Source organism: Butyricimonas sp. Marseille-P3923 (genome assembly GCF_900184685.1).
Classification (GTDB): Bacteria; Bacteroidota; Bacteroidia; order Bacteroidales; family Marinifilaceae; genus Butyricimonas; species Butyricimonas muris.
Window position 1 is genome coordinate 489,559 of the sequence record NZ_FXXL01000005.1, and the last position, 15,828, is coordinate 505,386.

11 protein-coding genes are annotated in these 15,828 nt (G+C 44.3%); 5 read left to right on the forward strand and 6 right to left on the reverse strand.

The genetic code is table 11. The features are described 5' to 3' along the window. Nucleotides 1-6: 6 nt before the first annotated feature. From CS948_RS05545 to CS948_RS05560, 4 genes are all read right to left on the reverse strand, one after another. Nucleotides 7-1,524, reverse strand: a complete 1,518-nt coding sequence (locus CS948_RS05545) for a RagB/SusD family nutrient uptake outer membrane protein (RefSeq protein ID WP_099290718.1) — start codon at nucleotides 1,522-1,524, stop codon at nucleotides 7-9. Between the two features lie 12 nt (nucleotides 1,525-1,536). After that, complete coding sequence (locus tag CS948_RS05550; protein WP_099290719.1) at nucleotides 1,537-4,965, reverse strand: SusC/RagA family TonB-linked outer membrane protein; 3,429 nt, start codon at nucleotides 4,963-4,965, stop codon at nucleotides 1,537-1,539. Between the two features lie 258 nt (nucleotides 4,966-5,223). Then, nucleotides 5,224-6,402, reverse strand: a complete 1,179-nt coding sequence (locus CS948_RS05555) for a FecR family protein (RefSeq protein ID WP_099290720.1) — start codon at nucleotides 6,400-6,402, stop codon at nucleotides 5,224-5,226. A 149-nt stretch (nucleotides 6,403-6,551) separates the two neighbouring features. Further along, a complete protein-coding gene (locus CS948_RS05560) occupies nucleotides 6,552-7,064 on the reverse strand; it encodes a GNAT family N-acetyltransferase (RefSeq protein ID WP_099290818.1) in 513 nt (170 codons plus the stop codon). A 348-nt stretch (nucleotides 7,065-7,412) separates the two neighbouring features. On the opposite strand from CS948_RS05560, the gene CS948_RS05565 reads away from it, so the two are divergent. Further along, nucleotides 7,413-8,591 (forward strand): OmpA family protein, encoded by a 1,179-nt coding sequence (locus CS948_RS05565; protein ID WP_227217525.1) that lies wholly within the window; start codon nucleotides 7,413-7,415, stop codon nucleotides 8,589-8,591. A 53-nt stretch (nucleotides 8,592-8,644) separates the two neighbouring features. Here the strand turns inward: CS948_RS05565 and CS948_RS05570 are convergent, their stop codons facing one another. Beyond that, on the reverse strand, nucleotides 8,645-9,196 hold the full coding sequence (locus CS948_RS05570; protein WP_099290721.1) for an RNA polymerase sigma-70 factor: 552 nt from the start codon (nucleotides 9,194-9,196) through the stop codon (nucleotides 8,645-8,647). Nucleotides 9,197-9,637: 441 nt separating this feature from the next. Between CS948_RS05570 and CS948_RS05575 the strand changes: the two genes are divergently transcribed. The 4 genes from CS948_RS05575 to CS948_RS05590 all read left to right on the forward strand — a co-directional run bounded on the left by CS948_RS05575 (nucleotide 9,638) and on the right by CS948_RS05590 (nucleotide 13,259). Then, nucleotides 9,638-10,330 carry an iron-sulfur cluster assembly scaffold protein gene (locus CS948_RS05575; RefSeq protein WP_099290722.1) on the forward strand — a complete coding sequence of 231 codons (693 nt, stop codon included), beginning with the start codon at nucleotides 9,638-9,640 and terminating at the stop codon, nucleotides 10,328-10,330. A 111-nt stretch (nucleotides 10,331-10,441) separates the two neighbouring features. Continuing rightward, nucleotides 10,442-11,440: a GGGtGRT protein gene (locus CS948_RS05580; protein WP_099290723.1), complete on the forward strand. Its 999-nt coding sequence runs from the start codon at nucleotides 10,442-10,444 to the stop codon at nucleotides 11,438-11,440. Between the two features lie 347 nt (nucleotides 11,441-11,787). Continuing rightward, complete coding sequence (locus CS948_RS05585) at nucleotides 11,788-12,441, forward strand: hypothetical protein (RefSeq protein ID WP_099290724.1); 654 nt, start codon at nucleotides 11,788-11,790, stop codon at nucleotides 12,439-12,441. Nucleotides 12,442-12,620: 179 nt separating this feature from the next. Further along, on the forward strand, nucleotides 12,621-13,259 hold the full coding sequence (locus tag CS948_RS05590; RefSeq protein WP_099290725.1) for a hypothetical protein: 639 nt from the start codon (nucleotides 12,621-12,623) through the stop codon (nucleotides 13,257-13,259). 20 nt (nucleotides 13,260-13,279) lie between these two features. Here CS948_RS05590 and CS948_RS05595 read toward each other — a convergent pair whose 3' ends face one another. Further along, nucleotides 13,280-15,739, reverse strand: a complete 2,460-nt coding sequence (locus tag CS948_RS05595) for an outer membrane beta-barrel family protein (protein WP_099290726.1) — start codon at nucleotides 15,737-15,739, stop codon at nucleotides 13,280-13,282. Between the last annotated feature and the right edge of the window lie 89 nt (nucleotides 15,740-15,828).

Here is a 15,828-nt window from a genome sequence, read left to right on the forward strand (position 1 = left end):
GTTCAATTATAAATTAGTTTCACCATCAGGAAGAGGTACAACAAATATCTTTTCACTTGCAAGAATAGAAGACTTATAACGGTCTGCAGGTATATTTTTATTCAGACGTTTATAAATATAAAATGTTTGTCCTTCACCCATCCAATCCCGACGCATATCATTTATCAAAACATCCATAAAAGCATCCGTTGACAAAGCATTATCTACCGCCAGTACAGAATTATCCGAAGTTCTCAAACCACGTCCTTGCTTTACAAATTTCAAATGCGTTTTCGCTTCCGTCAAACCTTCTTCTGTTCCCTGTTTTGCAAGTACTTCTGCTGCGATATAATACATTTCACTCATACGAACCATCGGCACCATCGTATTAGCTATATCCATGTAAGAGCCTGATTTTGAATCATCATATTTTTTGAATCGATAGTAATAATGATAATTATTCATATCTTCAATCCAATAGGTAAATCGCTTATCATTACTTGTCATCACATCATTCCGAGCACTCAAATCTTCTCCAAAATAATTATTTTCAGCCTCGCATATACTCAAATAGATAGGACTATTTCCCTCAAGTCGAGTCATTCCACCATATAGTTTTGACAAATCAATCACGTGTAATCCCCAGATCACATCTGAAGTAAATTTCATATCACCGTTATATGTATTATCCCTAAACCGAAATGCACTCTTCTCCTTTGCGAACTTAATTACTTCATTTGCCTGTTCCAATGCAGCATTCTCTTGTTGCGCATATAAATACACTCGAGCCAACAGTGCTGTTGCCGCCCAATAATTTAAACGATATCCTCTTCTATTTAAAAAAGTGTTTTCTCCAATTCCCGGAATATCAAATACTCCTTGCGCAAAAGAATTAGCAGAATCCACTTCCCATAATAACTTTTTAGCCTCTTTCAAATCCCCGATGATAGCAGTCAAACATTCCTCAACGGTTTTCAATTGAGATACATAGGTTGGATATACATCCACATAAGGAATAAATTTTCGACCTCCGGGAGATGTAACAGGTGCCGGCGCAAACAACCGCAACATATCAAATTGCAAAAACGCACGCAACGCCAATGCTTCACCCCAAATTGCTGATTTTTCCCGATTCTTTAAATAAAACATATCCGAGTCTGCATCCTTTATCTGTTGTATCAAATTATTACAATTCGCTACAACGTTATAAGTTTCCTTCCACATAGATGAAATTACAGGCTTCAGTCGGGAATTATCCCATGCATATGTCGCAGCACCGTATTCCATCACATCAGCAGCCGCGTAAGAATAATCATACACCTGTCCCAATGCATCCACCACTCCCCAACTAAGATGCATACCATACATATTTTGAGATTCCATAGAATAATAAATCCCGTTCAAAGCGTGCCGGAAACCATTACCGGAAGTAAATACATCTTCCTCCGCAATTTCATCCTCCGGTCTCACGTCCAACCATCCATCACAAGAAGAAAGAAAAACTGGCAGGACAAAACCCAACAATAATAATTTATATCTTTTCATATTGATTATTTTCTAGAAAGTTGCACGTAATGAAAAATTTACACTCCGGGCAAATGGATAACTCGTACCACGTTCCTGTTTTACCGTAGATAACCGGAATAAATCACTTGCCTGCACTTCAAAACGAAGAGTCTTCAAAAACATCTTTTTCAACCATTCCGTATTAAAATCATAACTTACTGTCAAAGCAGACAAAGAAAGAACATCTTCATTTTGCACGAAACGAGAAGAAGGCAATGTCGTATCATCCTTGCTCTTAATATCCTTAAACCGAGCTATATCTCCCGGTTTTTCCCAACGTTGGGTCAACACCCGCTTATCAACATTAGCATATTGAATATCGGCATTTTCCACTTGATTCACGAGAGTTTCATTGTAAATCTGCTTTCCCCAATCATACGCAAAAGATGCAAAAATTGAAAAGTTTTTATACATTATATTAAAACCAAATGAACCACTGGCATCAGGTTCCGTATCCCCGAGAGGAATTTCTTGTGAAGCCTTCCAAACACTACTTACTTCTCCCGTCCGATAACGAAATAATTCTTTTCCCGTGGTCGGATCTATTCCTAGAGAACGTACTCCATATATAGAAGTTAAAGAAGCTCCTTCTTCATATTTCATAATTGGTTTTGCTAATTCTTCCGGAGTTTTATCCCAACTTGCATTCAAAGACAAACTCTCTTCCGCATCGGCGTAATAATCATCTACTTGAGAATTATATGCCTTCAATGCATCTGATACTTTTAAAATCTTATTTACATTATGATTCAAATTTCCCCATAAAGCGACATTCCACGTTTTCGATCTAACTATATCATAACGAAAATTAATATCAAATCCCTTGTTCAAGGTTTCTCCCAAATTACTCTTGTACGATGAGAAACCGGCAGAGAAAGGCAATGTCACATCCGTAATCAAATCTACAGTTTTATTGTAATAATAATCAAAATTCAGTGTAACCCGATTGTTTAAAAAACTTAGATCTGTACCGACATTCAATTTATTCGTTGTTTCCCATTTAAGATCTTTATTTCCTAAAGCCTTCAAGGCGATACCAAATCCGGAAACATACCAACGATCAAAAGTCCTATAAATAGTCGAGGCACTATAAGAAGGGAAATTCACCTTACCGGTTTGTCCGTATGAAACACGTAACTTCAATTGATTGATATACTCATTATTTTTCAAAAAAGAATAGTTATGAATATTTACACCAAGTCCTCCTGACCAGAAAGGAGCCCACTTCTGATTAGAACCGAATTCGGAAGAACCGTCAAAACGAACCGCCAAATCTGCCAGATAAACATCATTCCAACTATAATTGGCAAGTAATACGAATCCCATAAGTCTCTTCATACTTTGAGTCTTAGAAGGCTTTACGAATATCTCTGCCGCATAATTAGGAGAATGATACTCCCCGGAAGGAAATCCCCTATAATGAGCTGAAGTACTTTCCGACTTTCTAGAAGTAGCATTCATAACAAGCGAAGTATTAAGCGCATGCAACCCAAAAGCCTTTGTAAAATAAACACCAACCTGAGTATCCCATTTTGTAGAATTTCCACTCGTCGTGTAGAGATCACCATATAAAGAAGATTGATCGCTATTATCTTTTGCAGTTGCGTTAGCAGAAAGCGGATCAATAAAACGTTCGCTTCTGGTTAATTCTTTCGTGACCGCAAATTGCCCTTTCAAATGTAATGCATCCGTTAAAAACCAATTCGCCATGATACGATCCGTGAAAACATCTGTCTTATCCCACTTGTAATTATTCAATAAAGCCTCATATAACGGGTTATTCAATTCTCTACCCCTTGAGTTTTGGGAAAACTCTAATGCACCAGAAACCAACACACCATCTTTATCATAAGGACGATCATAAGGCTGCAAATGCGAATAGTCACTAAAATCTCCATAAGGAGAATCCGGTGCATCGGTATATTCATATTCTATATAATTCACTACCTGTAAATTCTTTACACGGTAATCAACATGAAAACCAAAATTAAGCACATCCCGATAAGAATCTTTCATAACTCCGTTATTAGTCGCATAACTCAAATCAAGACCGTAACGCAAATCTTTATTTCCTCCTTCTACCGAGAAACTATGGTTCTGATCAAAAGTATTTCGCAAAGGCAACGACAACCAATCGGTCGTTACTCCCTCTTCTACTCGAACTTTACGCTTATTGTACTCATTTAACGCTTGCGCCCAATTATAAAAATTAGAATTTCCCGGCACATATAAATTCGCCCGTTTCTCTATTTCCAATTTCTCTCTCGCATTTGCCAAATTATAATCAGACAAGTCAGGCATATTCACTTTCCCAGTAAATCGATACGAAATAGTCACTTCTCCCGGTTTAGGAGCAACTGTTGTTATAACAATTACGCCATTGGCTGCCCGAGAACCATACATTGCAGTTGCCGCAGCATCCTTCAAAATTTGAATATTCTCAACCCTCATCGGGTCCATATCATACACCTTCTGCACATCAACCTCAAATCCGTCCATGATAAACACCGGAAGATTTGGATTATTCTTTAAATTAGATTTCGACAAAGCATCTGACTCTAATTCTTTCACTCCAATACCGGATCGACCGCGAATATAAATCTCTGGAATTGCATTCGGATCTGAACCCCACCTATTACTTTGCTGAATACGAAAAGAAGGATCAAAAGTAGACAACGCTTGAATAACATTTGTAGAAGAAGCTTTTAATAATTCTTCTCGTTTAACTGAAACCGCACTACCTGTAAAACTTTCTTTTCTAATATTTCCATATCCGGTCACCACCACCTCATCCAAGTTTTCCGTGTCTGGTTCCATCCGAATAGAAATTTCTTTACTCAAATCTTTCACCTTACCCACGTTCAACTCGTATGATTTCATCCCCACGAAAGTGAAAACCAAAATCAGCGTATCTCGCTTGGGTAATTCAATTTTAAATTTTCCGTCAATATCCGTCACCACTCCGACAGTTGTACCTTTCAACAAAACCGTCACACCCGGAAGAACTTCTCCCCTTTCATCTACGACCTTTCCTTTGACTGTCACTTTTTTAATCTCATCTTTTTTGTCGTCCGGAGTAATCACGATCAGATTATCGACAATCTTGAAGCTATACTTCGTACCTGCCAGACAAGCCGTCAAAACTTCTTGCACGGAGGCATTCGTGAATGAACGGGTAATTCCCGTAATCCCCTTGATTTCCTCGTCGTTGTACAGGAACTCATAATTTGTTTTTTGCTTTAACACACGCAAGACTTCACTCAAAGACTGTTGCTCAAACTGAACTGTAATGTTCTGTTGACCAAAAGCATTTTCACTAGAAAATGCAAAATGTGTGAGTAGCAGCATCACCATCATCAGCTTGCAGACCAATGATCGTTTACCGCAACTGAACACGCAGTTTTTAATTTTTCTTTTCATTGATAATTTATTTAGGTCATTTTTAGTATCCGATTACTTGAAACAAGGGGCAAAACACGAAAGAATCGCCCCTTTTCAAGCAACTGATGTTTATTAAAAAATACTACACACTCTCGTAATGAAATTTATTCACTACATGGGACCCTCCAAACTTGGTTTTTTCAAGAAAATAGCGTATATTTGTGGAATCCCTTTTGGGTTTATTTTTAGTACACATTTTATAAGGCCGGAGTTGCAGCTTCGGCTTTATTCTTTACACTACTTTTCCATCACTGTCACTGTTTTTCCTTTCAATTCAAATTTAATTTTTGTCGTTAAACTCAATAATTCCAGTACATCTGCGATATTAGCGTAACGAGGCAAATACCCTGTGAAATGATAATTCTTCACTGTTTCTCCCATGTAAATCACATCTATATTATACCATCTCGCCAATTTCTTCAATATCTCTTCCATGGTTTCGCTCTGGAACCGGAAATTCTCCTTCATCCACGTGGTATACACTTCCACATCCACTTCCTTCACATCCACTCGTCCGGCTTTAATCACAGCCTGTTGCCCCGGTTTCAACACCGTCTGGCGACCGTTCATATCAATCTCTATCTTCCCGGAAGCCAACGTAGTTTTGGAATCTTTCTCGTCCTCGTAATCATTCACGTTAAACGAGGTTCCCAACACTTTCACATCATAATCTCTGCAACGCACGATAAAAGGCTTCGCCGCATCTTTAGCGACTTCAAAATAAGCTTCCCCGGAAAGATATACCACCCGCCGATCGCTATTCGCGAAACTTTCCGGAAACCGGAGTTCTGTCTGGGCATTCAAGTATACATGCGTTCCGTCACCCAATGTTATTTTATACTCTCCCCCTCTGGGTATTTCTATTTTATTATATCGTATCTCCTTCAAGGAATCCGGACGTTGAAGATCTGTAAAAACAACTTCCTTACCATCATTCGCGGCAAAAGCCGAAGCTAATTCCACGTTATCTAACGAATCCAGATGATAGACAGCGCCAGAGGCAATTGTCAACGTTGCCATCGGACGCCCGGGAACAATCTTGACCACCTCTGCCACCTCAACAACTTTATTCTCGGACTTTTTATCCCGACTCATCCACAATGCTAGCGAAACACCCAACACCACAACAACAGAAGCCGCGATACGATACATCGCACCCAATTTTTTCCTGTGTCGACGAGCAACCTTCCGGGTTACTTCCGTCCACGCCTTATCCGCATCATACGACACAATCTTACGAATATCTTTAATTTGCAACTCTTCATCTTGTACACGGGCGAAAAGAACCTTGTGGGAATCGGACTCATCTAGCCATGCTTCGAGTTTCGACCGCCCCTCGTCATCAATTTCATTCCGCAAATACGCCAGTATTAAAGCGGCAATGTCATACTGATATATATTACTTTTCTCTTTCATACACTATTAATACACGACCCCTCGAAAAAAGGATTAAACGGGATTCTTTTTTTTTACGAAAAAAGTGTACGCAATTCGATATATCAAAAATACAACAGCATATTCACCTGAATACAAGCATATTAAATCTCAAAGAAACGAAGAAAAAATTACGTTTTATTCACCCGAAAAACCAAATGCAACATATCAACACCCCGAAAATGTTTAACAAAAGCCGCCACTTTTTTCATCCCGTTCCGCGATGCCACGTTTTGAGAAGCGACATTCGTATCCCGTATTATCGAGTACACTTCATCAAAACCCAACTTTTCAAAAGCATACTCCTTGCAAGCAATAGCCGCTTCCGTGGCATACCCTTTACGCCAAAACTCTTTTCTCAACAGATAACCGACTTCCGGAATCCGCTTCCCGTCACAATCTTGCCACGTGACACCACATTGTCCTATTAACTCCCCACTCTCTTTCTCCACAACTCCCCACAACCCGAAACCATCATTCGCGTATCTCCGGAATTGTCGGTCCAACCATTCCTGCACCTCCTGATCATTATAAGCCCCCTCGTAAGCATACATCACCACGGGATCTTGTAATAACTTACACACTTCATCAAAATCTTCTTGAACAAGTTCTCTTAAAATCAATCTTTCCGTTTCCAGTATCATATTTTCACCTTTTTTATTCTGCAACAAATTTAACGCTTTCGAAAAACAATTCAATCCAACATGAATATTTAAAACAAACACAAATACACCAATTATATTGCTACATAGTCATAATTTCAACACAACCTACATATACATTTATTTCAATAAAATTGTATTTCATTTGTATTACGCAAATAACGAAAAAGCACAATTACATCCACAAAAATGACGCAATTCGAAAAAATATAAAATATAAATGTATTATAAATGAAAATAACGTATATTTGCGCCATGAAAAACAATCGTTTTTGAATTAGAAGGGATGTGATTTTGTTCATTATCCTATAACAAATTAACTAATATTGTATGAAAAGAGTATTTATTTTGTTATGCATCGCTGCATTGCCTCTTTTGGCTAGTGCCCAAAACGAGAGCAACAACCTTGAAACTGAAAAAGGCAAAGCTTGGAGTGGCTTCGTCACTAACGGTTTCTGGGATAACTGGTTTACATCTTTCAATTTCGGGGGACAAATCTACTTCGGAGAATGTGATAGCAAAGCCAGCTTCGGGAAACGCTTAACTCCGGCCTTTGACCTATCCGTTGGGAAATGGGTATTACCGACAATCGGAGCCCGGGTTCAAGCAGGCGGTTTCACGTTAAGAGGTGCCACGGCTGACGCCGGAAACATCTACGCTAAAGGCGCTCTTAAAAACGGATACTACAAACAAAAATGGCAACAATTCAATGTACACGTGGACGGATTGCTCAACTTATCAAATTGGATTGGGGGATACCGTACCGATCGTTTTTACGAGGCTGTACCGTTTGCCGGTTTCGGAATGATCCATGGTTGTTCTTCCGTGGATAACACCAAATTCATGTTTGCAGCGGGATTGATCAACAAAATGCGTTTAACTGACGCCCTCGATGTGAACGTGGAAATCAAAGGTAGTTTAGTACCGCAAGCATTTGACGGAGAAGTAGGCGGATGCAAGGGAGAAGGCATACTGGGAGTTTCCGTGGGTGTTACCTACAAATTCAAACAACGCAATTTCAGAAGAGAGAAAAAAGCTGAAACAATATATACCGGTGTTTCCCCGGAAATGTTGAGCGCCGCAGAAGCAAAATTGGCAGAACAAATCCGTCGTGCTGACCGTCTGCAAGACGAGTTGGATCAAACTCGTAAAGCTTTGGATGCAGAAAAAAACAAAGCAAAGACTATCAAGAACGCTCCATTGGCTATTTTCTTCAAAATAAACAAAGCCAACCTCACCAGAAAAGAACTGATCAACTTGGAATACTACGCTAACCTCATCAAGAGCAACCCGGGACAAGTTTACAAGGTAATCGGTTACGCGGACAAAGCTACCGGTAGCGCCGAATTCAACCAGAAATTGAGTGAAAAACGCGCACAAAACGTGGCTGACGCTTTAATCAAGAAATACGGCGTAGATGCCAAACAATTGGAAGTAATCGGTAAAGGCGGAGTTGAAAATCTTTACAAAGGAGATGTAGAATTAAACCGCGTTGTAATCATAGAATAAACGCGTATCCGTCTTTAGGCAAAAAAGGGACTGTCGAACAGTCCCTTTTTTGATTACCCCATAAAAAAGAAGAAGAAAAACGGCATAAGATCTTTCAAACTCTCTTTCAATATCTTTTTCCCGCGGGCCTTTTGGGCCTTAATCGTGTTAACGCTCAATCCTAACTCATTCGCCGCACTTTCATTATCCAATCCTTGGAAATAACAGAGTTCAAATACTTTGCGGCACTCTTCCGGCAACTTGTTCACGGCATCGGCCAATTCCCGGTAGATTTCCGTCAAGATAATATTCTCCTCGAATGACTCCGCCCGCTCATCATAAGCCAATGAGGCGATATATCTATCGCGGGAACGCAAATTGCGCATATGATTCAAACAACCGTTACGAACGGAAAGGTATAAAAAATTCTTCAAATGAATCACGGACTGGAATTGTGTCTTTTTTTCCAACAGAGTAATAAAGATATCCTGCACGACATCTTCGATCACTTCCTCGTCTTGTAAATACTTGGAAGCAAAATAACAAAGCGAACCATAATATTCCTTAAATACCGACTCGATATCATTCACATCACCATCAAGCCCTTGCATTTTACTTCTTACCATCTTACTTACTCTTTTCCATGCCACTAAAAATAAATAAAGAAATCAAATTCAGCTAAAAAAGTCCCATCAATTAATCGTAACAAAACAGAAAAAACATTAATCACAACTTAACACCCCGCCGATTCAAGCGTAATCTTCGAGATACCCGTGTTATCCAACCGCCTGTCAATACTCATTCCTAACTCGGCTACAGGCAATAATTTCTTCATACACGCATTGTTTAACTTACCAAAATTAGGTATAAACAAGCAAAATGCCAAATTTACCCCGAACTTTTCGTCACGAACAACAAATAATTATATATCAACATATTGAAACGCAAACGTATGCACAATTATATGTTTTATAAGATGTTTTTTATCCGGAACAAATGTGTTAATTTTGTCCGCGTTTAGGATTACGACAAGGTATTTAACAATATATCAATCAAAAACAAAGACAATGATTTACTCGCATGAAGTACAACACATGTGTGTTGTGAAAAAAGGACCTAATCACGGTCCGGCACCCATCCCGGAAGAGGGAAAATGGGTTCGTTCCAAAGAAATCAAGGACATTTCGGGTCTGACCCACGGTATCGGCTGGTGTGCACCGCAACAAGGGGCATGCAAACTGACCTTGAACATCAAGGACGGCATCATCGAGGAAGCCCTCGTGGAAACCATCGGTTGCTCCGGGATGACCCACTCCGCCGCCATGGCGTCTGAAATCCTTCCCGGCAAAACCCTGTTGGAAGCGTTGAACACGGACTTGGTTTGCGACGCCATCAACACCGCCATGCGCGAACTGTTCCTGCAAATCGTGTACGGGCGCAGCCAAAGCGCCTTCTCCGAGGGTGGTCTTCCCATCGGTGCCAGCCTTGAAGACTTGGGCAAAGGAATGCGCAGCCAAGTGGGCACCATGTTCGGGACACGCGCCAAAGGAACCCGCTATCTCGAAATGGCAGAGGGATACGTTACCCGCATGGGATTGGACGAGGACGGTGAAGTCATCGGCTACGAGTTCATCCACCTCGGCAAATTCACCGACATGCTGAAAAAAGGTATCGACCCGAAAGAAGCGGTTGACAAGGCCAAAGGCAGCTACGGTCGCTTCGCGGAAGCCGTTAAATACATCGACCCGCGGCAAGAATAAACTAATTTGGTGATTTACGATTTATGATTAAGTGATTATTATCACGCTATTCAGAATCAAGAAATCACAAAAGTCGCTTGCGACTTTGTAATCATTAAATCTAAAATTATTATGGCTTTATTTGAAAGTTACGACCGCCGGATAAATCAAATCAACGCGGTATTAAATACACACGGGATCAAGGACATCGACGAGGCAAAGGCTATCTGTGACGCGAAAGGAATCGACCCGTACAAGATGTGTAAAGAAATTCAGCCCATCGCCTTCGAAAACGCGGCATGGGCTTACGTTGTAGGTGCGGCTATCGCCATTAAAAAAGGATGCAAGAAAGCAGCCGAGGCAGCCGAGGCTATCGGCGAGGGCTTGCAGTCCTTCTGCATACCGGGTTCCGTTGCCGCCGACCGCAAGGTAGGATTGGGACACGGCAATCTTGCCGCCATGTTGCTTCGCGAGGAAACGAAATGCTTCGCGTTCCTTGCCGGGCACGAGTCTTTCGCCGCGGCAGAAGGCGCTATCGGTATCGCCAAATCCGCCAACAAGGTACGCCAGCAACCCTTGCAGGTAATCCTCAACGGGTTGGGTAAAGACGCCGCCATGATTATTTCCCGTATCAACGGTTTCACTTACGTGCAGACCGAATTTGATTACTACACGGGAGAATTGAAAATCGTGCGGGAGAAAGCCTATTCCAAGGGAGAACGCGCGCAAGTGAGATGCTACGGTGCCGACGACGTTCGGGAAGGTGTTGCCATCATGCGCCACGAGGGCGTGGATGTATCCATCACCGGGAACTCCACGAACCCGACCCGTTTCCAACATCCCGTTGCCGGCACTTACAAGAAAGAGTGCATGGAAACCGGGAAGAAATACTTCTCCGTGGCTTCCGGTGGTGGTACCGGACGTACCCTGCACCCGGACAACATGGCAGCGGGTCCCGCCAGCTACGGCTTCACCGACACGCTGGGACGCATGCACGGTGACGCGCAATTCGCCGGCTCCTCGTCCGTCCCCGCTCACGTGGAGATGATGGGATTCCTCGGCATGGGGAATAACCCGATGGTGGGTGCCACTGTTGCTGTTGCCGTTTCCATCGAGGAAGCAATGAAATAAAAACCTCGTTTTCAATAAATTTTTCATTCGGGAAGGGTGTGTTTCGACATACCCTTCTCTCTTATCCCGCAAAATCCGGATTTCATCCTCACCCGCTAACACCCGAAATCAACCCATTCCCGTGTCCTATCTTACCCCCGGGGGTGGATTTTACCAAACTTTCAGGCGGTTGACTAAAGGCTTCGCCTGTTATTCGCCTGATGTTCGCCCACACCTAGCCCACGTTTTAATGAAAAATATATAAATTTAACTTGACAAACCATCCTTCCGGTAGTATCTTTAAAGTGCCTATGAAAAGGCAAAGTAGATGGAACGAGGGGTATTAGGTAATAATTAAAAGTAACATTATGGTAGAAATTAAATCAGGAGCACTAAAAGACGCCAAGGGGAAATACAAGGGAATGGTTATTTTCCAAAAAGGCAAGAAAACATTCGGCAGGGCATTGCCCTCGTATGACGGTAACGCAGGATCACCCACCCGGGCAGCACAAAACGCACGTCTGGCAGCGGTAGTCACGTTGTATCAATCAATAAAGGAGACATACCTGTGCCACGCATGGCGCATGGAAGCTACCCGAAAAGAAATCTCGTCGGGATACAACTTATTCATTAGCACCAATCTCCAAGCATACAGCACGGACTGCACGGTAGGAGATTTCCAACTACTACACCTCACACGGGGCGTATTACAGACACCGTTCCAATTGCGCCGACAGGAAGCACCCGCGGGTACGCTTTCACTGACTTGGGAACCCGCCCCGTGGAGTAACTACCGCCGCAACAGGGACGAGTTGGCGCTGGCAGTGATCTATGACCACGAGCCGTTCCGGGTGGAGATTATCGACCACACGGGAATTACCCGAGAGGATGGCATGGCGGCAATCACGCTGGAGCAACCCCTCGCGAGGGAAGCGCACGTGTACGCGTTTTTCGTGAACACAACACGGGATGGATTCTCGAACAGCACTTATTTCAACGTGCCACTAAGAGGTGTGTATTGACACACCTCCGGTCTATAAAGTTCATAAAGTTGGGCCTCCGGCTCCTAAAGTTTATAAAGTTCATGATTTATACAAGTCATGATTACAGGTCACGTGACCCGGTGAACCTTACAAACTTTACGAACCGCCATCACTTTATGAACCTTACAAACTTTATAAACCTTATAAACCTATTTATCATGGCAATATTTCAATCCAATCTATTCGATAAAGCATCGGGCTCCGTGGGCAACGTAACCATGTGCCAGTACAAGGGAAAAAACGTGGCCAAGGGCAAGATTTTCAGCAAAAAAAAGAAACAATCTCCCGCACAACGGGTGCAACAGGTACGATTCGCCACGCTATCCAAGCTATCCTTCCGCTTTTGCAACACGTTGCAAGCGAGCTTCCGGGGACAATCGTGGTCAACGGCTCGCGCCGCCTTCATCGGGACAAACCAGAACGCCGTGGAGGTAGACGAGGAAACGCTCGCCGTGACGATTCACCCGGAGCGTATCACCTGCTCGACGGGCAACCTGCTCCCGCCCACGGTGGCGGTCACCTGCAACGACGGGGAAAGACGCATCCACGCCGAATGGTTCCGACAACCGCTTTCTCCCGTGGCAAAAGACAAGGATGACTTATTTCTTGCTATTTTCGACCAAAAAGCGAAAAAAGATATCGTCTATCCGCTGGGCAAACGAGGAGAACCCGGCAAAGCGGATTTCCCGCTCCACAAGAAGTTTCAGCCGGAAAGCATCATCGCTTACGTCTTCGCGGTATCGCCTCTCAACACACGGGCTTCCCGGTCGGCATACACGGAGGTTAAACACGAGTAAAAGAGAAGCGGGGGCGCATCCTATTTTGCGGATGCGTCCTCCCGCTTCACGTCGTCGTTCACGATTCCCCGTTTTACCTTTTTCACGGTTGCCCGCAGGTTGCCGATGCGGTAGGACAGGCTGAAATTAAAACTCCGGTATTGCAGCACGTTCTCGTGATGCTGGATATATCCCGGGGCGGACACCACTCCTTTCAAACGGCGCAGGCCGTCGGCGAAGTTATTGCCACTGCAAGAGAAAGTGAGCCTGTCTTTCAGAAAACTCTTGTTCAACGTGAGCGCGTAGTAGTAGTAACCGTCGGAATCGTATTGAAGGCGGACACGGGAACCGAAATATCCCCCGTAAGCGCTGCACCGGATGCCCCACCACAAGGTTTGCTGCACGACTGCGGTCGCCGAGTATTGCCAGCCACGCGCGACGGAACGGATTTCGCGACTGTCGAGGTCGATGTAACCGACATTCCCGTTTACCCGCAAACTCGTCTTGCCGCCCAAGTTAGCGTTCACGAAAAGATTGAGCGTCACGCTGTTCTCTTGCCCGATATTCCCGAAGGTATTCACTTTCCGACCGTTCTCCATGAAGGTGTAGGCACGGATGGAATTACCCGAGTAACGATACTCGACGCTGGTATTTATCATCCACGCGGGAGTAAAGGTACTGAATCCCAAACTCACGATATGAAAACGTTCCGATTTCAAACGGCTGTTCCCGTATGATACCACGCTGGCGTTGGTTTCCGAGCGATAAGGATTGAGGTGCTGTATCCCCGGACGCATGACACGCGTGTTGTAGCCGACTTTCCAGACACGTGTCGGGGTTACCTGCAACGAGAACGTCACGGAAGGAATCACGTCCGTGAAACCGGCGTCAAAATCCGGCTCCGTTCGCGAGTGTAAAGCGACATCAAACGCGGCACGTTCGAGGCGTACCCCGGCTTTCAGCCCGAATTTACGATATTTCAAGGCATACGTCAGGTAAGCGGCGTAAATATTCTGCACGTGAAGAAATCTCTCTTCCCTTGCCGGAAGCGACTCCCAAGCTTCTCCCGGGTCTTCCCGACGTTTATAGATTCCCTTGCTGGAAGCGGTGCGACGGATGTATTTCAACCCGCATTCCAAGGTCTGTAAGGTATCGAACGGGTGAACGTAATCCGCCTGAACGGTATGCTCGTCCGACCGTGCCTTGTTCTCATCCCGGATATCGTAAGGCGAGAAGGTGACTTGCGCGTTATCTTTCCAAAAGTCGAACATATACCGGTGATTGTACCCTCCCGATGGAATATAGTTGTACATGTAAGAAAGCGTGAAGAGTTGTTCCGGTTTCCGGAAAGTCCGCTGGTAATTGAAGGTCGCTTCCGTTCCCCCGTTATTTGTTTTCGACTTTTCGGTCGCGCGGTAACGGTACACGGGGGAGGTATCTTCCCGCTGCATCTCGTCCCGCTTCGCGGCTTCACGGATAATCTCGTACCGACGGGATGACAAGGAGAAAGTCAAGAGATTCAGAGAGTCCGCCTCGTAGCTTATCTCCGCGTTGATGTACGATGCCGGTTGACGTACCTTACCGCGCACTCTCGAATAGAGGTTGTGCGATTCCGTGTCATTCAGATTTGTCAACACGGAATTATATCTCGCGTCGCGAAGATAATTGGGATAATGGGAGAAAAAGCCGGACGCCGATAACTTGTCGTACTTGAGCATCCCGCTCAAAGCAACACCCCATTTCCCGATATCGTCCACGTTACCCTGCACGAAAACAGAATACCCCTCCAACCCGCCTCGCGCCATCTCGATATTGATAATTCCACCCGTCCCCGAGGCGTCGTACTTCGCCCCGGGACTCGTGATGACCTCGATTTTTCTGATTGCTGTTGCCGGGATTCCTTTCAACGCCTTCCCCGGTTTCTGTTTCATCAAGCCGGAAGGACGCCCGTTGATATATATGGTACACCCGCTCCCGTTCAGTTCGATATTATCGTCCCCGTCAACCGTCACGAGGGGAACTTTGCGCAACATATCGAGCGTGCTCGTCACGCGGGCATCGGGATCGGACTCGACATCATACGTTATCTTGTCTATCTCGAATTTTATCGGGAGCCTCTGAGCCGTGACGTTCACGTCCCCGAGCCTCTCCGCTGTTTCCCGCATGTACAGGATACCCAGCTCTGTCCCGTCCTGTCTCGTGCCGAGCGAAAACCCACGGGACACCGCCCGAAATCCCACGTGCGAGAGAGTCACCGTGTATTTCCCCGGCTGAAGTGCCGCCACCCGAAAATACCCGTTCGTGTCGGTCACGGTCAGTTTCACGGGAGCGGACGGGCGTTCCGCTCTCGCGACTTGTACCGTGGCATAAGCGACGGGCAACAAGGTAACACTATCTTTCAGCCAACCGGACACGAAGCCCCCTTTCTCCTTCGGTTGCGCGTGAACCGCCAAAGTCACGCAAAGTAATAGAATCAAGCTCAAATATTTTCTCCGATCCATCCGTTTCGTTTTTGGACAAAAATACACGGGTTTCCTTGCAGGGAGTTTACGCCATCCTTACATTTACCTTACATTTTACCGCCGGCGCA

Coding starts and splice junctions, on each gene's coding strand:
- CS948_RS05565 (WP_227217525.1), top strand. CDS start 7,413: ATGAAAAGAGTATTTATTTTGTTATGCATCGCTGCATTGCCTCTTTTG.
- CS948_RS05545 (WP_099290718.1), bottom strand. CDS start 1,524: ATGAAAAGATATAAATTATTATTGTTGGGTTTTGTCCTGCCAGTTTTT.
- CS948_RS05585 (WP_099290724.1), top strand. CDS start 11,788: ATGGTAGAAATTAAATCAGGAGCACTAAAAGACGCCAAGGGGAAATAC.
- CS948_RS05575 (WP_099290722.1), top strand. CDS start 9,638: ATGATTTACTCGCATGAAGTACAACACATGTGTGTTGTGAAAAAAGGA.
- CS948_RS05550 (WP_099290719.1), bottom strand. CDS start 4,965: ATGAAAAGAAAAATTAAAAACTGCGTGTTCAGTTGCGGTAAACGATCA.
- CS948_RS05570 (WP_099290721.1), bottom strand. CDS start 9,196: ATGGTAAGAAGTAAAATGCAAGGGCTTGATGGTGATGTGAATGATATC.
- CS948_RS05560 (WP_099290818.1), bottom strand. CDS start 7,064: ATGATACTGGAAACGGAAAGATTGATTTTAAGAGAACTTGTTCAAGAA.
- CS948_RS05580 (WP_099290723.1), top strand. CDS start 10,442: ATGGCTTTATTTGAAAGTTACGACCGCCGGATAAATCAAATCAACGCG.
- CS948_RS05595 (WP_099290726.1), bottom strand. CDS start 15,739: ATGGATCGGAGAAAATATTTGAGCTTGATTCTATTACTTTGCGTGACT.
- CS948_RS05590 (WP_099290725.1), top strand. CDS start 12,621: ATGGCAATATTTCAATCCAATCTATTCGATAAAGCATCGGGCTCCGTG.
- CS948_RS05555 (WP_099290720.1), bottom strand. CDS start 6,402: ATGAAAGAGAAAAGTAATATATATCAGTATGACATTGCCGCTTTAATA.